The sequence below is a fragment of the Pseudoalteromonas sp. J010 genome, assembly GCF_003934235.1.
Lineage (GTDB): Bacteria > Pseudomonadota > Gammaproteobacteria > Enterobacterales > Alteromonadaceae > Pseudoalteromonas > Pseudoalteromonas peptidolytica.
Genome location: NZ_RDBW01000051.1, coordinates 1 through 25,505 on the forward strand (window position 1 = coordinate 1; position 25,505 = coordinate 25,505).

General features: G+C 42.2%; 21 protein-coding genes and 1 pseudogene. 19 read left to right on the forward strand and 3 right to left on the reverse strand.

Translation table 11 applies throughout. The features are described from left to right. From EAG18_RS20775 to purF, 4 genes and pseudogenes are all read left to right on the forward strand, one after another. A pseudogene (locus EAG18_RS20775) lies at positions 1 to 762 on the forward strand (bifunctional tetrahydrofolate synthase/dihydrofolate synthase); the annotation flags it as partial. A 35-nt stretch (positions 763 to 797) separates the two neighbouring features. Beyond that, positions 798 to 1,424: an SPOR domain-containing protein gene (locus EAG18_RS20780; RefSeq protein WP_125254266.1), complete on the forward strand. Its 627-nt coding sequence runs from the start codon at positions 798 to 800 to the stop codon at positions 1,422 to 1,424. 61 nt (positions 1,425 to 1,485) lie between these two features. After that, complete coding sequence (locus EAG18_RS20785; protein WP_125254267.1) at positions 1,486 to 1,980, forward strand: CvpA family protein; 495 nt, start codon at positions 1,486 to 1,488, stop codon at positions 1,978 to 1,980. Between the two features lie 18 nt (positions 1,981 to 1,998). Continuing rightward, a complete protein-coding gene (purF, locus tag EAG18_RS20790; protein ID WP_125254268.1) occupies positions 1,999 to 3,531 on the forward strand; it encodes an amidophosphoribosyltransferase in 1,533 nt (510 codons plus the stop codon). A 296-nt stretch (positions 3,532 to 3,827) separates the two neighbouring features. On the opposite strand, the gene barA is transcribed toward purF, so the two are convergent. Next, positions 3,828 to 6,596 (reverse strand): two-component sensor histidine kinase BarA, encoded by a 2,769-nt coding sequence (gene barA, locus EAG18_RS20795; protein WP_125254269.1) that lies wholly within the window; start codon positions 6,594 to 6,596, stop codon positions 3,828 to 3,830. A gap of 78 nt (positions 6,597 to 6,674) precedes the next feature. On the opposite strand from barA, the gene rlmD reads away from it, so the two are divergent. From rlmD to eno, 5 genes are all read left to right on the forward strand, one after another. Beyond that, positions 6,675 to 7,994, forward strand: a complete 1,320-nt coding sequence (gene rlmD / locus EAG18_RS20800; protein ID WP_125254270.1) for a 23S rRNA (uracil(1939)-C(5))-methyltransferase RlmD — start codon at positions 6,675 to 6,677, stop codon at positions 7,992 to 7,994. A 206-nt stretch (positions 7,995 to 8,200) separates the two neighbouring features. Further along, a complete protein-coding gene (gene relA / locus EAG18_RS20805) occupies positions 8,201 to 10,354 on the forward strand; it encodes a GTP diphosphokinase (RefSeq protein ID WP_125254271.1) in 2,154 nt (717 codons plus the stop codon). After that, complete coding sequence (mazG, locus tag EAG18_RS20810; RefSeq protein ID WP_125254272.1) at positions 10,338 to 11,156, forward strand: nucleoside triphosphate pyrophosphohydrolase; 819 nt, start codon at positions 10,338 to 10,340, stop codon at positions 11,154 to 11,156. Before relA ends, mazG begins: the two co-directional genes overlap by 17 nt. 151 nt (positions 11,157 to 11,307) lie before the next feature. After that, positions 11,308 to 12,942 carry a CTP synthase gene (locus EAG18_RS20815; protein ID WP_125254273.1) on the forward strand — a complete coding sequence of 545 codons (1,635 nt, stop codon included), beginning with the start codon at positions 11,308 to 11,310 and terminating at the stop codon, positions 12,940 to 12,942. Between the two features lie 242 nt (positions 12,943 to 13,184). After that, positions 13,185 to 14,477: a phosphopyruvate hydratase gene (gene eno, locus EAG18_RS20825; RefSeq protein ID WP_125254274.1), complete on the forward strand. Its 1,293-nt coding sequence runs from the start codon at positions 13,185 to 13,187 to the stop codon at positions 14,475 to 14,477. Between the two features lie 57 nt (positions 14,478 to 14,534). Here the strand turns inward: eno and EAG18_RS20830 are convergent, their stop codons facing one another. Both EAG18_RS20830 and mutH read right to left on the reverse strand, forming a co-directional pair. After that, the gene (locus EAG18_RS20830; protein WP_125254275.1) at positions 14,535 to 14,726 is read right to left on the reverse strand and encodes a hypothetical protein; all 192 of its coding nucleotides are present in this window, start codon (positions 14,724 to 14,726) and stop codon (positions 14,535 to 14,537) included. Positions 14,727 to 15,166: 440 nt separating this feature from the next. Beyond that, complete coding sequence (mutH, locus tag EAG18_RS20835; protein ID WP_125254276.1) at positions 15,167 to 15,841, reverse strand: DNA mismatch repair endonuclease MutH; 675 nt, start codon at positions 15,839 to 15,841, stop codon at positions 15,167 to 15,169. A gap of 435 nt (positions 15,842 to 16,276) precedes the next feature. Between mutH and rppH the strand changes: the two genes are divergently transcribed. The 10 genes from rppH to EAG18_RS20885 all read left to right on the forward strand — a co-directional run bounded on the left by rppH (position 16,277) and on the right by EAG18_RS20885 (position 25,460). Further along, positions 16,277 to 16,801: an RNA pyrophosphohydrolase gene (gene rppH, locus EAG18_RS20840; protein ID WP_125254277.1), complete on the forward strand. Its 525-nt coding sequence runs from the start codon at positions 16,277 to 16,279 to the stop codon at positions 16,799 to 16,801. A gap of 16 nt (positions 16,802 to 16,817) precedes the next feature. Next, positions 16,818 to 19,106, forward strand: a complete 2,289-nt coding sequence (ptsP, locus tag EAG18_RS20845) for a phosphoenolpyruvate--protein phosphotransferase (RefSeq protein ID WP_125254278.1) — start codon at positions 16,818 to 16,820, stop codon at positions 19,104 to 19,106. A gap of 46 nt (positions 19,107 to 19,152) precedes the next feature. Beyond that, entirely contained in the window at positions 19,153 to 19,962 is an 810-nt protein-coding gene (locus tag EAG18_RS20850) for a sulfite exporter TauE/SafE family protein (RefSeq protein WP_125254279.1), read from the forward strand. A 9-nt stretch (positions 19,963 to 19,971) separates the two neighbouring features. Beyond that, on the forward strand, positions 19,972 to 20,784 hold the full coding sequence (gene lgt, locus EAG18_RS20855; protein ID WP_125254280.1) for a prolipoprotein diacylglyceryl transferase: 813 nt from the start codon (positions 19,972 to 19,974) through the stop codon (positions 20,782 to 20,784). Between the two features lie 12 nt (positions 20,785 to 20,796). Then, the gene (locus tag EAG18_RS20860; protein ID WP_125254281.1) at positions 20,797 to 21,630 is read left to right on the forward strand and encodes a thymidylate synthase; all 834 of its coding nucleotides are present in this window, start codon (positions 20,797 to 20,799) and stop codon (positions 21,628 to 21,630) included. Positions 21,631 to 21,638: 8 nt separating this feature from the next. Further along, positions 21,639 to 22,520 carry a UTP--glucose-1-phosphate uridylyltransferase GalU gene (galU, locus tag EAG18_RS20865; RefSeq protein ID WP_125254282.1) on the forward strand — a complete coding sequence of 294 codons (882 nt, stop codon included), beginning with the start codon at positions 21,639 to 21,641 and terminating at the stop codon, positions 22,518 to 22,520. 120 nt (positions 22,521 to 22,640) lie between these two features. Beyond that, a complete protein-coding gene (locus tag EAG18_RS20870) occupies positions 22,641 to 23,138 on the forward strand; it encodes a hypothetical protein (RefSeq protein WP_125254283.1) in 498 nt (165 codons plus the stop codon). A 143-nt stretch (positions 23,139 to 23,281) separates the two neighbouring features. Further along, entirely contained in the window at positions 23,282 to 23,923 is a 642-nt protein-coding gene (locus EAG18_RS20875) for a DUF4402 domain-containing protein (RefSeq protein ID WP_125254284.1), read from the forward strand. Positions 23,924 to 23,967: 44 nt separating this feature from the next. Continuing rightward, positions 23,968 to 24,423, forward strand: coding sequence for a DUF4402 domain-containing protein (locus EAG18_RS20880; protein WP_125254285.1), 456 nt, complete (start codon positions 23,968 to 23,970; stop codon positions 24,421 to 24,423). Between the two features lie 257 nt (positions 24,424 to 24,680). Continuing rightward, positions 24,681 to 25,460, forward strand: a complete 780-nt coding sequence (locus EAG18_RS20885; protein ID WP_125254286.1) for a fimbria/pilus periplasmic chaperone — start codon at positions 24,681 to 24,683, stop codon at positions 25,458 to 25,460. Positions 25,461 to 25,505 lie beyond the last annotated feature (45 nt).

Here is a 25,505-nt window from a genome sequence, read left to right on the forward strand (position 1 = left end):
GACTTAGACCATAAAGCATTTTTAGGGGACACCCGAGAGTCTGTTGGTTACCATAAAGCAGGGATCTTTCGTGCCAATACGCCAGCTATCGTTGGTGATTTTAATATACCTGATTCGGTTACTGACTACGGTACAGAAATAGCAGCCAAAATGGTACTTGCGAACAAAGACTTTCACTTTACGCAGCTAGAGTCGCAATTTAGGTGGCAATATTTTGACAATGATTGGTACTTTGATAACCCCAATATTCCCGCCCAGAATGTGGCAACTGCGCTCACTGTCTTAGCGACACTTGATTTACTACCCAGTTTTGAATCTGTGCAATGTTGCCTTAGTGAAATTCAGGTTGAAGGGCGCTTTCAACAGCTTAGTACTTTTCCTTTAGTGTACGTCGATGTCGCACATAACCCTGAATCGGCTAGGTATTTAGCGACTAAGTTACAACATCTTCGGCAAAAAGGGTTTAAAATTCATGCCTTAGCGGCTATGCTTGCGGATAAAGATAAAGCCAGTGTGTTAAAAACGCTAACCCCGTATGTTGATAGATGGAGTCTAGCGTCGTTGTACGGTCCCCGAGGGGAGCGCGCAGAAAACCTTAAGCCATTACTTGATACGGATAAGCAGATTACAGTCTATGCTGATGTGGAAGGGGCATTGAATGCGCAAATTCACGGCCTAAAACAGGATCAAGCTTTAGTCATATTTGGTTCCTTCTTGACCGTTGCTCAGGCAATGACATATTGGCAAAACAACTTGAAATAACATTCGAGATTTAACACTTAGTAGAGAGTAGAGTAGTGAACTCAGTATTTATAAATCGCTTGGTAGGGACGAGTATTGTTGTGGTTGCGGCGGTAATATTTATTCCAAATATTCTAGACGGTGAAAAAGTCCATTATAAAGAAGGTTTTCAAGCGATCCCTGACAGGCCTGAGTTCAAAACCATAGATTTACAAGAAAAGCTCGACACGCAAGCCTCACTAGCACCTGAGCTAACTGAGGAGCATATTGAGAATGTTCTTGCTGATGATGAAAAGCTTGAGAGTAGTGGCGAAAAAGAGCGCTCAGAAGAACGGCAAGCGGATAACACTCTCAAGCAAAGTGAGCCACAACAAGTGCTTAGCAATGATAAAATAGAAGTGGCTAAACTTACCCGACCAGAGACATCGAACTTTTCAAAGATGGCGTACGTAATTCAGTTAGGCAGCTTTTCTCACAAATCGAATGTAGATGCGTTAACTAGCAAACTACGCGAAAATGGTTTTAAGGCGTTTACAAAACCAGTCAAAACACCAAATGGAACACTAACAAAAGTGTTTGTAGGCCCTTCTTTAAATAAAGCAGAACTTGAAGCTAAGTTACCAGAACTAAAGAAATTAACTAAATTAAATGGCCGCTTAACGCAATTTGAAGTAACAAAATGATCTGGTATTTAGCTGCCAAACCTTTTAGAATGCGCCCCACATTAACGACTTATTGGTTACTATGATCTGGGTTGATTACGCCATTGCAGGCATTGTTGGTTTATCGACACTTTTTGGCTTGCTTCGAGGCTTCGTCAAAGAAGCGATGTCACTTGTTGTTTGGATCGGCGCATTTTTCATCTCCAGCATGTTCTATCAATATCTCTCAACCTTCCTAACATTCATTTCAGAACCCCTTTTAAGAAATGCAGCCGCAATTGCCATACTTTTTATTGCGACCTTGATGCTAGGTGGGCTTGTTAACTATGTCTTGAGTGAACTGGTTCAAAGAACTGGTCTCTCGGGTACCGATAGGATCATCGGGATCGTATTCGGTGCACTTCGAGGCGTGTTAGTCGTTAGCGCCTTACTCTTCTTCCTTGATGCTTTTACCAACGCGCCAAGTACGCAATGGTGGAAATCATCAAACTTAATTCCTGAATTTGGTTTTGTGATCGAGTGGTTTTTTTCCTACCTTGAGCATAGTTCCAGTTTTTTAAATTCGGTAAACCGTTAATCGGCGAGGAAATTTTTAATGTGTGGTATCGTTGGGATAGTCGGAACATCACCTGTTAATCAGGCGATTTATGATGGCTTAACTGTTTTGCAACACCGTGGCCAAGATGCGGCTGGCATTATTACCATTGACAACAATACGTTTAGCTTGAGAAAAGCAAACGGTCTAGTGAAGGACGTATTTCACACTAGACACATGAAACGACTTCAAGGCAACATAGGCCTTGGTCATGTACGTTATCCTACTGCGGGTTCTTCAAGCTCAGCAGAGGCACAACCTTTTTACGTCAACTCTCCATTTGGTATTGCGCTTGCTCATAACGGCAACTTAACCAATGCTGAAAAGCTAAAAGAGCGTTTGTTTACTCAAGCTCGCCGTCACGTCAACACGACTTCTGATTCAGAGATTTTGCTGAATATCCTAGCCCATGAGCTCGGTAAAACAGACAAAATGAAGCTAGATGCGGAAGATATGTTTACCGCGGTAACAGAGGTGGTGTCTGTTGTATCTGGTGGTTACGCAAGTATCGCGATGATTATTGGACACGGTATTTTGGCATTCAGAGACCCTCATGGTATTCGACCGCTGGTGTTTGGTAAGAAGGAAACCGAGCGTGGCACAGAGTATATGTTTGCCTCTGAGAGTGTGGCATTGTCGATTGACGGATTTGAGTTTGTCCGCGACGTTGCCCCTGGCGAAGCAATTTATGTCACTGAAAACGGCGAATTCTTCTCACAGATCTGCGCTGCGAAAACGACTCTAGCACCGTGTATTTTTGAGTTTGYATACTTTGCTCGTCCAGATTCGAATATCGATAAGATGTCAGTTTATGCAACGCGCGTTAACATGGGTACTAAGCTTGGAGAGAAAATTGCCAGTGAATGGGGAGATAAAGACATTGATGTGGTTATCCCTATCCCAGAAACCTCGTGTGACATTGCCCTAGAAATTGCTTCTGTTTTAGGTCTGCCATATCGCCAAGGTTTTGTAAAAAACCGTTATATTGGGCGGACATTCATCATGCCTGGTCAAGAAATGCGTAAAAAGTCAGTGCGTCGTAAGCTGAACGCAATAGACCGCGAATTCGTTGGTAAAAATGTGCTGTTGGTAGATGACTCTATCGTACGCGGTACAACTTCAGCACAAATCGTTGAAATGGCGCGTGAAGCTGGCGCTAAAAACGTCTACTTCGCCTCAGCGGCACCTGAAGTGAGATTTCCAAATGTGTATGGTATCGACATGCCATCGGCGTCTGAGTTAATTGCACATGGCCGAGAAGTGGAAGATATTAATGCAAGCATCGGCTCTGATGGTCTTATTTATCAATCATTGAGTGATTTGATTGCGGCGGTTCGCCAAGAAAACCCAGAAGTATCAAGGTTTGAGACGTCAGTATTCGATGGCCAATATATCACCGGAGATGTTGACCAAAACTATTTGAATCATATCGATGAGCTTCGTAATGATTCTGCCAAGTCAACGCGTGAAGCAGCTATGTCTGCAAGTCTTGAGTTACATAATCAAGAAACTGAAAGCGCAGAAGGCGAGTAGTAAACTTACTCCCAAATGCGCTGGATGTTCAGCCATCAGCGTTAACGTAAAAAAGCCCAAGTGATGCTTGGGCTTTTTCGTGTTTTACCAATTAGCCTTAATACTTGCTCAATTTAGAGGAGTAAACTTGACGCTAACTGCGTTAAAAATTTCTTATCTATAACGACTCGATAGCAAAGTTTGTATATACATACCATGACGATAGCAGAGTAGGTGGTGTTATCGTCATGGTCTTCTCCAAAAAAATTAAGTACTTAGCTAGCTGGTTGGTGCAAATGCCACTCACTTCAGCCTCATTAAGATAGTACTTGATTAGGCTTAGCATCGTTTAATAGCATTGTTAAACTGTCTACTAATTCATATAGCTCAGGCTCAATATCATTGAGAGGTTTAGCCTGTTTTAAACTTGTTTCTATGGTTTCAGCTAACTTTTTAAGCGCTGGTACACCGGTATAACAGCATGCACCATGAAACTTATGTATGACCTTGAGTAGTGTCGCACCATCTTCAGCCTGTTGCGCAGATTCTAGTTGTTGAAGTGTCTCGGGAACACTAGAGAGCAGCATATTCAACATCTCAAGTGCCAGATCTGGTTTGTTGCCAGCGCGTTGTAATGCTAACCCCCAGTCTAGTACTTGGCTTTCAAAAGGAGGGACGCTGTGCTGTTCATGTTCATTATTTTTTTGCCTTGCAATGGGAGATGAGGTGCTATGATCGCAGATGATCTGCTTTAACATATCTTCATCAATTGGCTTGGTCATGTAGTTACTAAAACCATTTTTTAGTAACTCTTCTTTTTCACCTGCTAAGGCATGAGCCGTGACTGCAATAATGGGTGTATCTTCATTAAGAGATGATTCACGAATACTTTTGCAAGCACTGATCCCATCCATAATCGGCATCTGAATATCCATAAATATCAGATCATATTTTCTTGATTTACATAGACTCACGGCTTGAGCACCATTGTGGGCAGTGTCTATAGCTTCTACTTGCTCGTCTAAGAGCGTACATATCAGCTTTAAGTTTGCGTCATTGTCATCTGCCACTAGCACTTTCAATGGTAGGTTGGTAGTTTCAATTTCGTTGGCGCTCATATCGGGATGGTCTAGTCGATAAGGAGCAGCTAACATTTCGCACAATTTTCTGTGGTTTAATGGTTTACTTAGGCAAGCGTCGGCACCGCTACCAATGAGTGCTTCACGCATGTTGTGAGAAATCGTGTTCACCATCAGGTATAAATAATCAGCGGACTGCCTTGCTTGTTTGATGTAGCTTTTTACAGTTTGCATTTGATCAACGCTGGCCATTGAGCCGATTAAACAAATATCATAATTAAAATCTTTTGCTAGTGCATCATCAAAGTCCTCTTCACTGAGACAGCGTGTCACCTGCATATCCCAAGCCTGTAACTGCGAAACAACCGCATAGTGAGTATGTTCTTGTGGTTCAAAATACAGTACTCGCTTATTCTCAAGAGGTTTACTTGGTAAGTCATCGTTATAAAGCCGATTAGGTAATGCAAATACGGCATTAAAGGAGAAGCATGTACCATGACCTGGTGCTGAGTTGAGCGTAATACGGCCATTCATTGCCTCGACTATGTGTTTGGTAATGATTAAACCCAGTCCCGTGCCTCCAAATTTTCTTGTAATACTGGTATCCGCTTGAGCAAATGGGGTAAATAAGGCGTCTTGCTTATCCTGTGCGATACCCACGCCGGTATCGCTGACTGACACCAGTAATGAAGATTGAGATTCATCTATTAATCGATGATTAATATCAACTTTAATTGCCCCTTTTTCAGTGAATTTAATGGCATTGCTGATTAGGTTGGTAAGTACTTGCTTAAAGCGTGTTGGATCGCCAATCAAATTATCTGGTACTTGTCTGTTCACCGAAATAGAAAACTCTAAGTGCTTGTCATGGGCACTTGGAGCCAATAATGTCATTACTTCATTGACGGCATCACGCAGCTCAAACTGAATATTTTCAAGCTCCATTGCTCCGGCTTCTAACTTTGAGAAGTCGAGAATATCGCTGATGATTGTAAGCAGACTGTTTGCCGACAATTCTATGGTATCTAAATAATCTTTTTGGTGTTTATTTAAAGGTGTTTTATAGAGCTGACGAGTAAAGCCGATGACGCCATTAAGTGGCGTTCTAAGTTCATGACTCATCTTCGCTAAAAAGTCAGATTTTACACGGTTGGCATCTTGCGCTTCTTTCTTAGCAATGTTGAGCTGAATATTTTGTGTTTCGTATTGCTCTAATGTTTCTCGGTAGTCACTGGTTGCTTGGTCAATGTGCTTTTGCATTTCGTCTTTTTGATTCGCCATTTTTTTACCAATGACAATTAGACCCTGGCGTAGTAGCTCAAACTCACCTCGCATTGGCTCGTTAATAGCGATGTCTTGCTTACCCTCATTGAGTTTATCAGTGGCTAATATTAAGCTGGCAATGGGCTTGGTAAGCATACGAGATAAACGCATAGCTAACATGATACTGAGTAAAAAAGAGAAAATAATAACAATTGCACTTAAAATTAATGCACGTTGCTGAGAAATGAGTGCTTGATCTTTACTGATCTCGACGACCAAGATTGCTAGCGTTGCAGGTTCGGCACTATGCCAGTCTGTTTTTTTAGCGAGGTGATTTTTTACTGGTGAGTAAAAGACAAATGTATTTTTAAGAGTCGTCACAACCGTCGTTTGCAATGCTTGCACTTCGCCAAAATAGTGCAGCTTGTCAAATTCACTATGGTAATTGCTGGTTAGGATAAGCTGGTTTTGCTCGTCAAATAGAGCAATACTTTTTACCAAAGGTGCATGCTTATTGTGAGCTTGGCTTAAGATCCTGTGCAGATGGGACTTATCCTGTTTTTCTATCGGGTACTCTACCGACATGGCTAGTGATTCTGAAATACGATTCCCCTGACTAATCAGAATTTCCTCAAGCTCTACGTAGCGATTTATAGTAAAATAGCCACCGAGTAGCAAGCCAACGAGTAGGGTTGGCAAAAGAGTGAGTAGTAAAATACTGTCACGCAGGTTTAATTTTGTCATAGGGTCAAAAAAGTGCAGAGAAATCTGTAACTAAGATTATCTTTTACCGACGTGATAAGCAAACAAATGAGGAACCCAATGGCACAGATTTTTCGTGCTAAAAAAGCAACCAAACCGTCAAAACACCTTGCCCTTCAAATAGAATCTATGGATCACCAAGGCAGGGGAGTTGCGCGTCACGATGGTAAAGTATGTTTTGTAGCTGGTGCATTGACCAATGAACATGTTACTGCGCAAGTAACTCAAGCAAAGTCTAAATTACTTGAGGCAAAACTTATCAAAGTAATGACGGCCTCTGAGTATCGCACTCAGCCGTTTTGCGAGCATTATGAACAGTGTGGTGGTTGTAATTTGCAACATCAAAGCGTCGACAATCAGCTCATCGAAAAGCAACAAGCCGTAGAAAAACTGTTTGCGCGCTTTGCTAAAATAACACAGTTACCATGGCAAGCTGCTATTACCTCTGCACCACTTCATTATCGTCGTGCCGCTCGGATAGCCAGTATTTATGATAAGAAACGTAACGCGGTAAAACTGGGCTTTAGAGCCAGTCAGTCAAAACAGATAGTGGATATTGAACAGTGTAATGTGTTGGCTGCTCCTTTTGCTGATATTTTCATCACGTTAAATGCGCTGTCTCAAGCGCTTAGTGAATTTAAGTTCATCAGCCACGTTCAGTTATGCCAAGCGGACAATCATAACTATGTGCTATTTCGACACACCAAGGCGCTTTCGCAAACGACTTATCAAGCAATTAGAGCTGGTCTTGAGAATTATCAAGTGGTGTTTGACGATGGGGAAAATGCGGTTGAATATCAGCAGCTACCAAATTATCGACTCCCTGAATTTGGCCTCGTATTAGAATTTCAGCTAAATAACTTTATTCAAGTTAATCAAGAAGTCAATGATGCTATGTTGCATCAAGCAGTTACTTGGTTAAAACCACGTGCTGATGAGAAGGTACTTGACCTTTTCTGTGGCGTGGGAAATTTTTCCTTAGTGCTCGCAAAATATGCAAATGCAGTGATTGGTGTTGAAGGCGAAGCGCAATCAGTTGCAATGGCAAGACAAAATGCGCAAACTAACCAAATCAATAATGTTCAGTTTCATTGTTTTGACTTAACTCGCGCTATCAGTGAAGCCACTTGGTTTGATCCAAGTGTAGACGTATTACTACTTGACCCTTCTAGGACTGGGGCACTTGAAGTGTTAGAGCAATTACCGTTAGGACAGTTTTCACGGATCTTATATGTCTCATGCGATCCGGTTACCTTAGCTCGTGACGCGCAAGTGATCCATCGTGCTGGGTTTACGCTAGAAAAGCTGGGCTTAATGAATATGTTTGTCCACACAGGACATATTGAAACCATGGCACTGTTTGTAAAACAGCAAAAATAGCCTGAAGCATCATGGTACATAGATTAAGTGATGGCGATTGGGTTTAGGCTCTAAGTAAACGTTTTTATTCGCTCGCGAATAAGCGTATGGTCGAAAAAGAGAATGTAATCGCAATGACATGAGTACCTAAAAATGAAATGGGTACGGCGATACCCTCAGTGATGGTTTTATCACATGGGTAAGAAATTTTAAGGAGGTATCAAAACATGGTTGCTACTCGGCAGTCGCATCAAACCACGCTACCACTGGAGTTTGATGCACGACTCACTATCTTAAATTTATCATCGGATCAACGAGCATGGTTACAAAGAGCTTATGAGCTATGCCCTACTGATGAATCTAATGAGGATCTTAATAATGCCATTGAAATGGTTGAGATCCTCGCTGATTTAAACTTTGATAGTGAATCTTTAGCAACTGCGTTTTTAACTCCCTATTTTGTTGCAGGTACGCTCTCTGTTGAGCAGGTTGAAGAAGAATTAGGAAATAATATTTCCCTCCTGTTAAAGGGAGTCGAAAATATGGAAACCATTAGTACGCTTGCGCATCAAAGCTCAGGGAAAGTGCAAGTAGATAACATTCGTCGTATGTTACTTTCTATGGTTGAAGATGTCAGAGCGGTGGTCATCAAGCTCGCGGAGCAAATCTGTCATTTACGTGCGGTAAAAAAAGCATCTGAAGAAGAGCGAGTGGTTGCAGCCAAAGCAGCTGCTAATATTTTTGCGCCCCTTGCTAACCGCTTGGGGATTGGCCAGCTGAAATGGGAGCTTGAAGACTTATCTTTCAGATACCTGCACCCTGATACTTATAAATCGATCGCCAAAAAGCTCTCGGACAAGCGCTTAGACCGTGAAGCCTATATGGAAAATATGGTCAGCTCGGTGGCGCAAAAGCTTGCGGATGCCGGTGTTAAAGCGCAGGTGTATGGTCGTCCGAAGCATATTTATAGTATCTATAAAAAAATGGTACAAAAGAGCTACGAATTTGAGCAGCTGTTTGACATCAGAGCAATGCGTGTCGTGGTTGATGAGATCCAAGACTGTTATGCAGCACTGGGCATTGTTCATACCAGTTGGCGGCATTTAAACAAAGAGTTTGATGATTATATTGCGACACCAAAGCAAAATGGTTATCAATCAATCCATACTGTCGTGTTTGGGCCAGAAGGTAAAACTGTAGAAATTCAAATTAGAACAGAAGCCATGCACCGAGATGCTGAGCTTGGGGTTGCAGCGCACTGGATGTATAAAGAAGGTGCGTTGCCAGGTCGAAATTCAGGATATGAGCAGAAGATCAGCTGGCTACGCAAATTGTTGCAGTGGCAAGAAGAGGTGGTTGATGGCAGTGAAATTGCGGATGAATTGAAAAACCAGGTTGTTGAAGACCGTGTTTATGTCTTTACGCCAAAAGGCGATATCTTTGATTTACCACTGGGGGCGACGCCTCTTGATTTTGCGTATTATATTCACTCAAATGTGGGGCACCGCTGTATTGGAGCAAAAGTATTTGGCAAAATCGTGCCTTTCACTTACACCCTACGTACTGGCGATCAAGTCGAGATCCTCACTCAAAAGAATGCGTCACCAAGTCGAGATTGGTTAAACCCATCGCTAGGTTATATTCATTCTTCAAGAGCACGCAGTAAAATTCATCATTGGTTTAAACAGCAAGATCGAGATAAAAACCTTCAAGCGGGCAAAGAGCTTTTAGATAGTCACCTACAAAAGTTAGATATTACTTATAAAGACTTAGAACCTGCTATTGCACGTTTTAATTTTAAAGAATTAGATGACTTGATGGTAGCGATTGGTGCAGGTGACGTTCGGATCAATCAATTTCTTAATTATGTACAGGACAAACCTGAAGATACTCCTAAATTAAAAATTTCCTCACCAAAGCAAAGCAAAGGTGACAAAAATGCGGTCGTAGTTGATGGTGTGGGAAGTTTGATGAGCCATATGGCTAAGTGTTGTGAACCGGTTCCAGGAGATGATATTGTTGGGTACATTACTCAAGGTCGCGGCATCGCGGTACATCGTTCAGATTGTGAGTCATTCGCGCATATTAGTGATAAGCATCCTGAGCGAGAGATCGCAGTAAGTTGGTCTGATAATGTTAAAGCCGCTTATTCTATTACTTTGAAGATAGAAGCACATGATCGCCAAGGATTGATCAGAGATATCAGCTCAGTGCTTGCAAATGAAAAAGTTAACGTACTTAACATGAATGTACAAACACAAGATGATAAGAATGTTGCTGTGTTTATGATGAAAGTTGAAGTAGATGATTTGTCCGCGATGCACCGTTTGCTGACCAAGTTGATGCAGATTGAAGGGGTATTCGATGCCAAGCGACTCTAAATCCAATGTTGTCCCAGATATTGAGAAGCTGTTGCAGATTATGACGCAGCTGCGCGACTCTGACACAGGTTGTGACTGGGATAAACAGCAAACGTTTAACTCTATTGTGCCTCATACATTAGAAGAAGCACATGAGGTTGCTGATGCTATTGAGCGTGATGATTTTGTTCACCTAAAAGAAGAGCTGGGTGATTTACTATTTCAAGTCATATTCTATGCGCAGTTGGGTAAAGAACAGGGGCTATTTGATTTTGCAGATATAGTGCAGACGCTGAATGAAAAGTTAGTCAGACGTCATCCTCACGTGTTTGCAAAAAAAGAAAAGCTCACAGATACGGAACTTGAGGAGCAATGGCACAAAATAAAGCAGCAAGAGAAATCAAGGCGACCAACTGATGAATTTGCGGCTGATATTCCAAGTAGCCTGCCGGCATTAACCAAAGCTTATAAAACCCAAAAACGAGCTGCTAACCTTGGATTTGATTGGCCGAGTTATCACGGTGCGTGGGACAAAGTGCAAGAAGAAATTGCTGAAGTAAATGAAGCTCTGCAGGTTGACCCATTGTCTGAACATACGGCTGAAGAAATAGGGGATTTGCTGTTTGCTACCGTAAACGTAAGCCGCCACATTAAGAGAGACCCTGAACAATTACTGCGTCAAGCAAATGAAAAATTTAAACACCGTTTTGTGCAAATAGAATCGGTGCTTAATGAGTCATCACTTACACTAGAAGAAGCGAATTTAGCACAAATGGATGCTGCATGGGAAACGGTGAAGCGCCGTCAACGCGGTTGTAAATAGGATGTCGATCGCAGAGTCGTAGTACCTTTGGCTAAATATATTGTAGACCTGAGTCATTTTTAGCTGGAATGACTTGGGGCCTTTTGCTATACTATCGCCCCGTCTTGATTCTTATTTAAATTCCAATTTTCCTGAAATTTCTAGGGTTCGCATGAGTACAAAATTTATCTTCGTAACGGGCGGAGTAGTATCCTCCTTGGGTAAAGGTATTGCAGCTGCTTCTTTGGCCGCTATTTTAGAAGCACGTGGCTTAAAAGTAACGATTTTAAAGTTAGATCCTTACATCAATGTTGACCCTGGGACAATGAGCCCTATCCAGCACGGTGAAGTATTCGTAACCGAGGACGGCGCGGAAACAGACCTTGACCTTGGCCACTATGAGCGTTTTATTCGTACCAAAATGACCAAGCGTAACAACTTTACACAAGGCCGTGTATTTGAAGATGTGTTACGTAAAGAGCGCAGAGGTGAGTACCTAGGTGCTACTATTCAGGTTATTCCTCACATCACAAACGACATTAAGCGCCGTGTACTTGAAGGTGCAGAAGGCCATGATGTTGCTATTGTTGAGATCGGTGGCACAGTTGGTGATATTGAATCACAACCTTTCCTAGAAGCAATTCGCCAATTAGGGACTGAGCTTGGTCGWGAAAGTGCTTTGTTTATGCACTTAACGTTAGTGCCTTTCTTAGGCCCTGCGGGCGAAGTTAAAACTAAGCCCACACAGCATTCTGTAAAAGAGCTTCGTTCAATTGGTATTCAACCTGATATTTTGATCTGTCGTTCAGACCGTAAATTACCTGCGAATGAGCGTGCGAAGATTGCACTGTTCACGAACGTTGAAGAAAAGGCAGTTATTTCTCTGCAAGACGTTGACAGTATCTATAAGATCCCAGCGCTCTTAAAGTCGCAAGAGCTAGATGATATTATCTGCCGTCGCTTCTATCTTGAGTGTCCAGAGGCGGATTTATCTGAGTGGGAACAAGTATTATATCAAGAGTCTAACCCAACCGGTGAAGTGACTATCGGAATGGTGGGCAAATACATCGAATTGCCAGATGCTTATAAATCTGTAAACGAAGCATTAAAGCATGCGGGTTTGAAAAACCGTTTAACGGTTAATATTGAATATGTTGATTCACAGGATATCGAAAGTAAAGGTACTGAATTACTTGAGCACCTTGATGCCATCTTAGTCCCTGGTGGGTTTGGCAACCGTGGTGTAGAAGGTAAGATTTTAGCTGCTAAATATGCCCGTGAGAACAAAATACCTTATTTGGGTATTTGTTTAGGGATGCAGGTTGCGCTGATTGAATATGCGCGCAACGTTGCGGGTCTTACCGGTGCTAACTCGACAGAGTTTGATCTGGAAAGTCCGCACCCCGTTGTTGGCCTTATCACCGAGTGGTTAGATGCTGATGGTAAGATTGAAGTGCGTACCGAAGACTCTGACTTGGGCGGTACAATGCGTCTTGGTGCACAACTTTGCCACTTGAAAGAAGGCTCTAAAGTGCGCGAAGTTTACGGTAATGCCGAAATCGTTGAACGTCACCGTCACCGCTATGAAGTGAACAACAACTATGTTAGCGAACTTGAAAAAGCAGGTTTGCAATTCACCGGTCTTTCAGAAGACAAAAAGCTAGTTGAAATTATCGAAAATAAAGATCACCCTTGGTTTATTGCAGCTCAGTTCCACCCTGAGTTCACATCAACGCCTCGAGATGGTCACCCATTATTTGAAGGCTTTGTAGCGGCGGCACACAGCCACCAAAAGGCGTCTTCATAACTAAGAAAAAGCCGTGCTCTTGCACGGCTTTTTTGTAGCAGAAGGTTTTGCCACAGGCACTAATTAAGTGTTTGTCGCCAAGCCTTTTCTTATCTGCCAGCGCCTCAATGTGATACGTGTAAATTCTTCACTTTGCGACGCAACAGAGATAGGGCAAACTGTAAAGTGGGTTTATTGACCCTAATATTCGCCTGCAACAAAGCAGTGCAACACACACCACTTTGGGAATAAGAGGAATCAAGATGTCAAAAATCGTTAGAGTGATTGGCCGTGAAGTTATGGACTCACGCGGTAACCCAACAGTAGAAGCGGACGTACACCTAGAATCAGGTGCATGGGGTCGTGCATGTGCGCCATCAGGTGCATCTACGGGTACCCGTGAAGCACTAGAGCTACGTGACGGAGATAAAACTCGTTACTTAGGTAAAGGTGTCTTAACTGCGGTAAACTACGTAAATAACGAAATCGCGGCAGCACTTGAAGGTCAAAATGCGCTTGAGCAACGTGCAATCGACCAAATTATGTTAGATTTAGATGGCACTGAAAATAAAGAAAAACTAGGTGCGAACGCCATTCTTGCAGTATCTCTAGCAACAGCAAAAGCAGCAGCACAAGATAAAGGTGTTGCACTATATGAGCATATTGCAGACATTAACGGTACAGCAGGCCAATACTCAATGCCAGTTCCTATGATGAACATCATCAATGGTGGTGAGCATGCGGATAACAACGTTGATATTCAAGAGTTTATGGTTCAACCTGTCGGTGCAAAAAGCTTTCGTGAAGCGTTACGCATGGGCGCCGAAATTTTCCACAGCCTGAAAAAAGTACTTAAGTCTCGTGGTCTAAACACAGCGGTTGGTGATGAAGGTGGTTTTGCACCAGATCTTAAATCAAACGAAGAAGCGCTGGAAGTGATTGTTGAAGCGGTTGCTGCGGCTGGCTACGAAATGAACAAAGACGTCACGCTAGCACTTGACTGTGCTGCATCTGAGTTTTATGTGGATGGCAAGTATGACTTAAAAGGCGAAGGTAAAACATTCGACTCAGAAGGTTTTGCTGGCTTCTTGGCTGATCTTGCTGCACGCTACCCAATTGTATCAATCGAAGATGGCCTCGATGAAAGCGATTGGGCTGGTTGGAAAATTCTCACGGATAAAATTGGTGATAAAGTCCAGCTAGTAGGTGATGACCTCTTTGTTACTAACACTAAGATTTTAAAGCGTGGTATTGAAGAAAGTATTGGTAACTCAATCTTGATCAAATTTAACCAGATCGGTTCGCTGTCTGAAACGCTTGATGCTATCAAAATGGCACAAGATGCAGGCTTTACTGCTGTCATTTCACACCGCTCTGGTGAGACAGAGGATGCGACGATTGCAGATTTAGCGGTAGCTACAGCGGCTGGTCAAATCAAGACGGGTTCACTTTGTCGTTCAGATCGCGTAGCGAAATACAACCAGTTACTACGTATTGAAGAAGCACTAGGTGAAAAAGCCATTTATAAAGGTCGTAGTGAAATCAAAGGGCAGTAAGTAGCAACTGCTCTGTTAATTTTAAAAACGCCAGTCTAAGGACTGGCGTTTTTATTTCTAACGCTCGTCATTCCAAATTTGACAATTTGCTTGACCGTTTCTAAACGTCCAACATATTTGGTCTGAGTTGCAGGCGCCATCTGTCATCCCGAGATCATTGCCTCCTGCGACCATAGGTGTCATTTTTTTTGACATTGTGCTAGTTACACTGAGTTCTTTAATTGATTTCTTGTTGAACTTTAATTTCATTATCGTTTTCCTTCAATAAAAATATAAGCGTTAATCGAGGCTGTAATGCTATTTTTAATTTATATGTTAGCGATCAAGGCTCGATTAATTTTTACACTTTCATTTTTTGTTCGAAAAGTCAACAGTCGTATGCTTAATATGAGTTTCATGTAGTCTATTACTATTTTTACTTGCCTACACGGATGTAAGTACCTTAGCGAGAGCAGGACGCGGAAGCGGTGTTACCGACAAGATTTTCTCGCCTCAAAATAAACCTGTTAATTAAGATAATTGGTATAATTTGAAGCGGACTTTGTTGTGGACAGTGAAAATGTCTTTACTCTTAGTAGTTGGTAAAACTCCCACTGTCCACAGTAGTGCTAGGAGGGGAGTTGAGGGGGGTATCGCGAGCTATGTGACGTACGTCTATAGTAATCTGAATGATCAGCAAATGCAGCTGCTTAAGCACTAAACTCTTGAGCGAGTATTGATTGGGTAAAATTAGTCTTTAAGTAAAATCCTCTAGGGAGTGTTTGGATGCACTTTCCATTCGGACCAATAGCAACTGTAAGTGCTTTTGCGTTCGCTGCCTTTGGCCTTATTTGCATGACTTCGCCCAAATGTCCGGATATTTGATCTACGTTGCCCGTTGCGATTAATTCAATTTGCTCTTCCCAATCTCTACGAATTTGCTGTTCTTGAGCTGGACTTGGTTGCCACAAAAAACCTTGCCCTATGACTCGTTCCACCACAGGAATATCTCTCTCAGCTAAAATAGGTAGCCAAAGGACGTGAGAAAGCTTCTTCTTTACTGTTGAGTTGTACCATGTTAGCCCAGTTAACTGAGTGAGTGGTACAACAGAAACGTAGGTTGTCTCTAGCGGTTTACCGTGATAACTAATTGGTAATGTTTTCAGCTCGACACCAATATATTCAAAATCGGGAATAGGTTTGGAGCCTGCGCTGGCACCCAAGGCGGCTTCAACCAGTTGCCCAACCCATCCTTTTTCTCTAAGTAAGTCTTGAGGTGTTTTAAAGGATAATTGCTCAGCAAGCTCACCTAATGTTAAGCCAGCGATGTTATCAACACGCTGCATAAGCTCCCCGACAGAGCGCGGTGGCGTAACGAATGACAAGTGATACTCCAATATGTGGTGAAAGCATCATTATAAAGGAAATCATAAGACGAAGTAAGTTGGTTAATTTACACCCAATTTGATTGTGGATTTAAATAGTCGCTTGAATACCTCTGTATACAATAGCTATCACCATGATAAATATAGGATTATTTTTAAAGTTGTAGATTGTCAACTTGTTAGAATTGTCAGTTCTTTGGATAAATACAGGGCTATAAACATAATTATCCACAGAATATGTGGAAAACATAAGATTTAAAGTGTGTAACTATGTATTTGTTGGTAATTTAAACGATAATTGATCGGGTTATGCACAAGTTGTGGGTAAGTTGAGAATATGCTGAGATAATTTAGGTATAGTAAGGAATTAAATTTGCCGTGACGCAGGAGTTGTGGAACAATCATTAGAAATCGACTTATAAATGAGGCACTAAGGTGATTGATGCCGAAGGGTTTCGTGCCAATGTCGGAATAGTGATTTGTAATAATCAGGGGCAAGTATTTTGGGCCCGTCGTTACGGACAACACTCTTGGCAATTTCCTCAAGGTGGAATAGATCAAGGGGAAACGCCTGAGCAAACGATGTATCGTGAACTTCATGAAGAAGTTGGGCTTAGGCCAGAAGATGTTGAAATTGTAGCAAGTTCTAAACATTGGTTACGTTACAAACTACCGAAAAGGTTAATTAGAAGAGATTCAAGTCCGGTCTGCATTGGGCAAAAGCAAAAGTGGTTTTTGTTGAAGCTGAGGTGCAAGGATGAGGATGTAGATTTATTACGAACCCATCATCCTGAGTTCGATGACTGGCGCTGGGTGAGCTATTGGTATCCAGTCCGCCAAGTAGTATCGTTTAAACGTGATGTTTATCGACGTGTTATGAAAGAGTTTGCTCCATTCGCAATGCCATTTGGCAAGCGTGAATCACATGGGCAAAAAGAGTTCTGGCGCAATAAGCGGTAAACTTAAGGAGCAGCAAGTGTTAGCAACGTTGAGATCGATTGCTGAATCAGTGGCACAGCAAAGTGACCTACAAAGCGCGTTAAATTGCTTTGTTACTATGGTTAAAGAGGCTATGCACACTGAGTGCTGCTCAGTTTATTTTGCAGATTATAGTCAAGACAATTTTATCTTGATGGCTACAGATGGGTTAAATCCTGAAGCAATCGGGCAATTCCGAATGGGATTTACAGAGGGCCTGGTTGGCCTTGTTGCTCAGCGTGAAGAACCGATCAATGTTGCGCATGCTCAATCTCACCCAAGATTTAAACTCTCCCCCGAAGTAAATGAAGAAGGCTACAACGCTTTTTTGTCTGTTCCTGTGGTTCATCAACGTAAAGTGCTTGGAGTTATTGTGGTGCAGCAGAAAATCGCTCGCGTATTTAGCCACGACGAAGAGTCTTTTTTGATCACGCTATCAGCACAATTGGCCTCTGTGCTCGCAAACGCAGAAATTCAGACGTTATTACAGCAAGATGCTAGTAGTCATCGAACATCTGTCTTGAAAGGGGTTTCTAGTGCCCCGGGCATTGCTCTGGGGTCAGGTTATGTTGTGTTGCCTCACATAGACTTCAAAAGTATCGAAGCGCAGCAGTGTGATAATAGCCAACAGCAAATTCAGTTATTTCATCAAGCTGTAGCGGCTACTCGTCAAGAATTTCATATTTTAGCGAAAACACTGAGCGACGATATCCCCAAAGAAGCTGTCGCTGTCTTTGAAGTGTACCAACAACTGTTAGACGCGAGAAGTTTAGGGACACAGGTTGAGTCCGAGATTGAGCGAGGTTGGAATGCCAAAACAGCGCTAAAAATAGTGATTGAAAAACTGGTAGCACAGTTTGATAGGATGAGCGACCCTTATATCAAAGAGCGCGCGATAGATGTAAAAGATATTGGTTTAAGGGTACTTCAACATTTGGTGTCAACAGAACAAGTCATCAAGCAGTATCCAGACAATACGATTATAATTGCACACACTTTAACACCAACAATGCTGGCCCAAGTACCAAAAGAAAAACTAAAAGGCGTGGTGAGTGTTCACGGTTCAGTCAATTCACATGCGTCTATTTTAACTCGTGCCATGGGAGTGCCTGCTATTTGGGGGATCGAAGACATTCCCTTACTACAGTTTGATGGTAAGTCCATGATTATGGATGCGTACTCCGGCCGTCTTTATATCTCACCTTCTCAAATGCTTGTTAATGAATATGTGGAAATAAAGCGTAAAGACAATATGCTCCATGATAAGTTTGAAGCGGAGCATGATTTACCGCCAATTACACTTGACGGAGAGCGTATTAACCTGCTCTTAAACGCGGGCCTTGATCTCTCTACAGAAACCATGAGCGCAAGCTATTGTGATGGAGTAGGGTTATATCGAACCGAGTCGTGGTTTATGCAAAAAGGGCAGTTTCCCACTCAAGCAGAACAAGAAGTTTGGTATCGTGAGGTACTAACGCGTTACCATCCTGAGCCTGTCGTGATGAGAACGCTGGATATTGGTGGTGATAAAGTTTTAGATTATTTCGATATACGTGAAGATAACCCATTTCTGGGTTGGCGCGGTATTCGCGTATCCCTCGATCATCCCGAATTATTTTTAGACCAAATCAAAGCCATGATAAAAGCCAATGCCGGTCTTGGGAATTTGCAAATTATGCTGCCTATGGTGGGCCACAGTGAAGAAATTGATGAAGCGATAGCATTAATTGACCAAGCCTGCTTTGAGCTGCAAGATGAATGGGCAGATCCATTTTACACAATCGATAAACCTGAAGTTGGTGTAATGCTCGAAGTGCCCTCAAGCATATACTTATTGCCTGACTGGGCAACAAAAATTGACTTCTGTTCTGTTGGTAGTAATGACCTAACTCAATACCTGCTAGCCGTCGATAGGACAAATGCTCAAGTGGCAGATCTTTTTGATCCATATCACCCTAGCGTACTTAGAGTGCTGAACCATATTGCTCAGGAATGTGAAACGCACGAGCTGCCGTTTAGTTTATGTGGCGAACTTGGCGGTGAGCCTGAAGGTGCGATATTACTGGTAGCGATGGGATATCGCCGTTTAAGTATGAATATTTCATCTTTGAACAAAGTGAAGTGGGTACTTCGCCGGCTCAATGTAACAGATATGGAAACGCTGTTGCAGAGCTGTTTGACACAGYCTTCTTCAAAGCAAGTTCGTCGAGTGATAAAGGAGTTTATGATTGAACATAGCTTTGCAGAATTACTCTACACCAGTCATCAAGCAAAGGGTGCTTCTTAACGCTATTTACGCTACCATTAGCGCGCAATAAGAAGAAGAGCTTTTGATGGACACTATTTTACTCATCGTTTTACTATGCGCTTTACTTGGCTGTGCCGTTGGTTTTCTTGCAGGTCTCCTTGGAATTGGCGGAGGCTTGCTAATTGTTCCGATTTTATCAGTCATACTTACTAAGTTCGCAATCATTCCCAAGGAGCAAGTTGTCATAGTCGCGGTGGCGACGTCACTTGCATCAATTATTTTTACTTCGACATCTTCTGCAAAGGCCCATCATAAAAATGACAATGTACCATGGCATATTGCGCCTTGGGTGATGTTGGGAGTTGCATTTGGCGCGCTGGGAAGTGGTTTTGCGGCGGTATTGTTACCAGAAAAAATCGTTAGAATCATTTTTGTGGTTAGTGTTATCGGTATTGCGATGAAAATGGCGTGGAGCTCCAGGAAACCGCCACAATCAACCAGAGTAATGCCAAAAGGGCCAATCCTTTCGGTGTTAACCTCTGTAACGGGGGCACTATCCGCTATGATAGGTATTGGTGGGGGAGCGTTGATTGTTCCACTATTGACTTTTTTTTCACTTGATATGAAAAAAGCGATTGGGTGTGCTTCAGCGAGCGGCATCGTCATCGCAATTTTCGGCTCTTTTGGTTATATTGCCTCTGGTGCAAAACATGTGGATATTGAGCACGGCTTTTTAGGCTTTGTCTACTTACCCGCTTTAGTCGGTATAGTAGCCACATCTTGGTTTATGGCGCCTATTGGTGCAAAAGCAACGCATCATTTACCAGTGGCAACGATTAAAAAAGTGTTTGCGGCGTTACTGATTATTATCGCTGGCAATATGTTAATAAATTAAGGAAAGGCTATGGCTTTGCAGTTTCCACAGATAGACCCTGTGATTTTTTCCATCGGACCGCTGAGTGTGCGCTGGTATGGACTAATGTATTTAATCGGCTTTATGTTCGCTATGTGGTGGGCGGCAAAAGAGGCGAAAAAGCCGAATTCTGGCTGGAACAAAGACCAAGTTGGTGATCTTGTCTTTTATTCTATGCTTGGGGTTATTTTAGGTGGTCGTATCGGCTATGTATTATTTTATCAATTTTCTCACTTTATAGAGAATCCGCTTTATCTATTTCGAGTTGACCAAGGTGGTATGTCATTCCACGGCGGCGCGCTTGGTGTAATTACAGCTATTGTTATTTATGCAGTTAAACATAATCGCTCTATTTTGTCAGTTGGTGACTTTGTGGTACCTATGGTGCCGGTTGGACTATTAGCTGGGCGTATCGGTAACTTTATTAATGGTGAATTATGGGGGCGAGTTACAGACGTGCCGTGGGCGTTTGTATTTCCAACCGGTGGACCACAACCGCGCCACCCATCACAGTTATATGAAGCGTTTTTTGAAGGGTTAGTGTTATTTATTATGCTAGTTTGGTTCAGAAAAAAACCTCGCCCAGCAGGCAGCGTTGCAGGATTATTTTTAGCCGGATACGGTGTATTTCGTTTTGCTATTGAATACTTCCGAGAGCCGGATGCCCATATTGGCTTATATGGCGGCATAATTTCGCAGGGCCAAATCCTATCTCTACCTATGGTAATAGCTGGTACTATTCTCATGGTGTGGGCATACAAGCGCGACAGTAAAATGACACCAACCGGACAAGCAAAAAGTTAAAGAGTAGCAATAATGAAACAATATTTAGAACTGATGCGCCATGTGCGTGACAATGGCACTAAAAAAGAAGACAGAACAGGCACTGGCACAGTCAGTGTGTTTGGTTATCAAATGCGCTTTAACTTACAAGAAGGCTTCCCATTAGTTACTACCAAAAAGTGTCATCTACGCTCAATTATTCATGAGTTACTATGGTTTTTAAACGGTGATACGAATATAAAATACCTAAACGATAATGGGGTAAAAATATGGGACGGTTGGGCCACAGATGAAGGTGACTTAGGGCCTGTATATGGTAGTCAATGGCGCTCATGGGTAGGACCAAACGGAGAGGTTGTAGATCAAATCAAAGATGTGGTTGAGCAAATAAAAACCAACCCAGACTCTAGGCGCTTAATTGTGAGTGCTTGGAACCCCGCGTTGTTACCCGACACACAATACTCACCAAAAGACAATGCTGCCATGGGCAAGCAGGCGTTACCACCTTGTCATACGTTATTTCAATTTTATGTTCTAGATGGCAAGTTATCCTGTCAATTATACCAGCGTAGTGCAGATATTTTCCTTGGTGTGCCTTTCAATATTGCGAGCTATGCGCTGTTGACTATGATGATAGCGCAAGTGTGCGAGCTAGAGGTCGGTGATTTTATTCACACCTTTGGCGATGCTCACCTATACTTGAATCACATGGATCAGGTCGACGAGCAGTTAAGCCGGAAACCGTTCCCTAAACCAACAATGAGAATTAACCCTGAAGTTAAGGATATTTTCGACTTTAAATTTGAGGATTTTGAGCTAGTTGATTATCAGTGCCATCCTCATATTAAAGCACCAGTCGCTATTTAGGAGTTAACATGAAAGCCGTTATTCCAGTCGCAGGCTTAGGCACTAGAATGTTGCCTGCAACAAAAGCAATACCCAAAGAAATGCTCCCCATAGTGGATAAGCCACTTATTCAATATGTGGTTGACGAAGCCGCTGCAGCAGGGATTAAAGAGATCGTCTTGGTTACTCACTCCAGTAAAAACTCGATTGAAAACCATTTCGATACTAGTTTTGAACTTGAAGCGACGCTAGAACAACGGGTAAAGAGACAGTTATTAGAAGAAGTGCAATCTATCTGTCCAAAAGGAATAACGATGATACAGGTTCGTCAAGGTGAAGCCCGAGGGCTTGGACATGCTATCAATTGTGCAGCACCGGTTATTGGTGATGAGCCTTTTGTTGTCATGTTACCTGATGTGTTAATTGATGCTGCTACTGCTGATCTAAGACAGGAAAACCTGGCCCAGATGATTGCACGTTTTGAGCAGCAAGGTTGTAGCCAAGTTATGGTTGAGCCTGTGGCGGAAGAGGTTGTGTCACAATTTGGTATTGTAGATATAGGCGGTGAAATGTTGGCTGCTGGCGAATCTAAATCTATGCACAACATGGTTGAAAAACCCAAACCTGGTACCGCACCTTCAAACCTTGCCATCGTTGGCCGCTATGTTTTAAACAAATCAATTTGGCCGTTGTTGGCAAAAACGCCAGAAGGGGCAGGAGGAGAAATCCAATTGACCGATGCGATAGCAATGATGATGGAAACTGAGCAAGTACAAGCGTATGCGCTTTGTGGTAAAAGCCATGATTGTGGCAGCAAGATTGGTTATTTGAAAGCGATCATAGAGCATGCTGTTCGTCGAGATGAATTTTCCAATGAATTGATGCAATTTATAACAAAGCTTGCAAAATGAGTGTGAAATTAATACTCTTTTATATAGTGAGTTAATTATGGGAGCCTGGCTCCCTTTTTTATTTTATGAGATATTAATGGTTAAAAAACACTCAGTGCTCGCTTTTTTTTTCTTCTGATTTTGGGTTGCAGCTCACAAAGTAGTGAGTTAACCATCGCCAAAAAAACCTCTGAATATTCACAGGAAGAAATTGAGCAAGTCATCAAGGAATGGAATGAATCGAAAGAGCAAATTAAACGCTTATTACAGTCTGAAAACGACTTAAATAAACTCATTACACTATTAGCTGCACAACAGCCGCTCCCATCTTCGGATGCGCTATTGAATGGCAACCCGTCGGTGGTCTCTCATCGGGCTGAGGATAGTACTACACAGAGATTTTATGCGGTACTCACACCAAGGCTCACACAAGCAGCGGCGGAGAAAGTTGTATTAAGGGTAAATAGAGCATTACCCACGTTAAATACAATTACAAATGTTAGTATAAGAACAGAGCAAAAGGCATTTGGGGAGCGTTTTATTGTTCAAATGGGGCCTTTGGAATCAAATAGGGCTGCGGGCGTGCTTTGTAAAATCCTGGAAAAATATAATGAAAAATGCGTTTCGGTTGAATATTGAACGTTTTGTTCTTTATTTATCCGTTTGTTAGATGGGTCGTAAAATATATATAAAAATAACAAAAAATAACTAAAGTTTCTTAGTATCGTACCGATAAATATAATGGAAATCCTAATAATAAACCTGAGGTAAAGGAAAGGTAAATGATAAATAAAATTAAGGTTGGTTTAATCACGCTATCTTTGCTAAGTGTGACTTCCGTTGCTGTTGCGTCTCAAAACAAAACGTTTAATGCCAGTGTTACGGTTCAGAATGCGTTTACACTGGAAAAAGTAAACGATCTTAAGTTTGGTACGATTCGAGCGATGGCTGAAAGCACCAAACAAGCAACATTAACGCGTCCAGCAGATTCTACAGAAGCACTAGCTGCAACCTCTCAAGATGGCGCTCAAATTGGCATTTTAACGGACGACTCTTCTCCTGCGCAGTTTACAATTTCGGGTGTAACTCGCTATGCCAACATGAAAATATCACTACCAGCATTAACGGTTGACCATGATGGTGATGCAGCGACGCCAGAAGTAGCAGCAATAGAGCTTGTTTCGGCTGAAGGCCCAAGTGACACAGCCAAATTTGAGCTTTTGAGCTTATCCCTATATGCGGTTGAGGGTCAGACACCAAACGCGGCGATTGAAAAAAATGGTGACGGCGAATTTGTTATTGCAGCGAATAACGAAGGTAAAGCTACTTTCAACGTTGGTGCATCTATTGGTACTGATAAAGAGGGTGGAAGCTATCTAGATGATACATATTCAGGTACAGTAGCAATTACGGTATCTTACTAAGTTATGATATAGGCGATAATGTTTATCGCCTTTTTTTGAGTGGTATGAAAGGATTAAAGTTTTTCGCGTTTGCTACAATGCTCTCAGGTATGAGCCATGCAAGCTCAATTGAGGTTCTTCAGAATCTTAATTTTGGCATTATTGTTGCTTATGAAAACTCGCGGGAAAGCATACTCAATATGACCCCTTATGGAGAAGTGTCGAGCACCAATGAGTTGTATATTTTCAAGCGTGGTGAACCTGCGGTTTTGCAACTCAAAGGCTTTCCAGCCAATAAGCAAATTTATATCTCTGACTGTCGTTGTGAAGTAAAAATACAAAACCAGCACAGTAGTAACTTCTTTTTGATAAAGCGTCTGAATTTAGTTGATAAGGCTTTCACCGATGTATATGGGGAAGCGGAAATAAAAATAGGCGCAATACTCGCAACGTCTGGCAATGGCCAACCTTATGTAGATGGAAGCTATACCGGTAAAGTGAGCATAGTAATTGAGTATTAATAAACTATGTATGCCACTGATTTAAAGGGAAAACCTTTCCCTAGCTGTGTTGAAAATTTCTGCTTAGCCATGGGGAAGGTTTTATCGCCTACATGAAGAACAGTTAATTAGGCGAATAGGTATGCTACAGAGGTAATGTGCCAATAATATGGGCTTAATGGTGAACCCAAGGTAGCGCGTATCTAAAATGGATGCCATTTGGGCATGAGTTATATAACGCATACATTACTTAATAATTTGGTTTTAAATAAAAGAATATGATGAAGTATATCGTTTTTTTGTTCAGTGTTTTTGTGTCTGTATTTAGCACTTTCTCTTACGCTAACTTATTAATTTCTCCAACAAGAGTGGTATTTGACGAGCGTACTCGTACAGCCGAAATCGTCGTACTCAATAACTCCAGTGTATATCAAAGTTATCGTTTATCATGGGAAGAAAAACAAGCCTTACCCAGTGGTGGCTATAAGCTAATCCAAGAGGAAAATGCGATAAATCTGAGCTCAATGGCGAGAGTCAGCCCAAGCCAAATGAGGCTGGCACCAGGACAAAGACAGGTAGTCAAAATTGCACTGCGAAAGCCGAGAGCACTTGGCGCTGGAGAGTATCGCTCACATCTACTGTTTCAAGCGTTACCAAATGGAGATGACGGAAATGGGAATCAAGGAACAATTAAATTAGATATCGCGTTAAATTATTCTTTGCCTATTATGGCCCGACATAAAATCGAAACGCCTAACATAACGATTACCACAGTGGATGTAACCGATAAGGTGACCGTTGGATTGTCCAAAACCGGTGTTGCAAGTGCATTTGGTACCATTGAGGCATTTTTTAAGCCTCAAGGAGTTGCTTCTGCAAAGCGAGTGGCCATTACTGCAGATTATACGGTACATACCGAACTGGAACGCGCTCAAGCACAGCTAACACTATTACCTCGCGCTCGAATAAATGCTCCAGGAACATTAGAGATCCGTTTTACTGGTTCAGGGGAGTACAAGCGCCATGTCTTTGCCGAAAAGACAGTAATACTGAAATAAACGCAGTTATTCATAGTTGTTGTATCACATGATGAAGAGTTAATA

Coding starts and splice junctions, on each gene's coding strand:
- EAG18_RS20785 (WP_125254267.1), top strand. CDS start 1,486: ATGATCTGGGTTGATTACGCCATTGCAGGCATTGTTGGTTTATCGACA.
- barA (WP_125254269.1), bottom strand. CDS start 6,596: ATGACAAAATTAAACCTGCGTGACAGTATTTTACTACTCACTCTTTTG.
- rlmD (WP_125254270.1), top strand. CDS start 6,675: ATGGCACAGATTTTTCGTGCTAAAAAAGCAACCAAACCGTCAAAACAC.
- relA (WP_125254271.1), top strand. CDS start 8,201: ATGGTTGCTACTCGGCAGTCGCATCAAACCACGCTACCACTGGAGTTT.
- mazG (WP_125254272.1), top strand. CDS start 10,338: ATGCCAAGCGACTCTAAATCCAATGTTGTCCCAGATATTGAGAAGCTG.
- eno (WP_125254274.1), top strand. CDS start 13,185: ATGTCAAAAATCGTTAGAGTGATTGGCCGTGAAGTTATGGACTCACGC.
- EAG18_RS20830 (WP_125254275.1), bottom strand. CDS start 14,726: ATGAAATTAAAGTTCAACAAGAAATCAATTAAAGAACTCAGTGTAACT.
- EAG18_RS20850 (WP_125254279.1), top strand. CDS start 19,153: ATGGACACTATTTTACTCATCGTTTTACTATGCGCTTTACTTGGCTGT.
- lgt (WP_125254280.1), top strand. CDS start 19,972: ATGGCTTTGCAGTTTCCACAGATAGACCCTGTGATTTTTTCCATCGGA.
- EAG18_RS20860 (WP_125254281.1), top strand. CDS start 20,797: ATGAAACAATATTTAGAACTGATGCGCCATGTGCGTGACAATGGCACT.
- galU (WP_125254282.1), top strand. CDS start 21,639: ATGAAAGCCGTTATTCCAGTCGCAGGCTTAGGCACTAGAATGTTGCCT.
- EAG18_RS20875 (WP_125254284.1), top strand. CDS start 23,282: ATGATAAATAAAATTAAGGTTGGTTTAATCACGCTATCTTTGCTAAGT.
- EAG18_RS20880 (WP_125254285.1), top strand. CDS start 23,968: ATGAAAGGATTAAAGTTTTTCGCGTTTGCTACAATGCTCTCAGGTATG.
- EAG18_RS20885 (WP_125254286.1), top strand. CDS start 24,681: ATGATGAAGTATATCGTTTTTTTGTTCAGTGTTTTTGTGTCTGTATTT.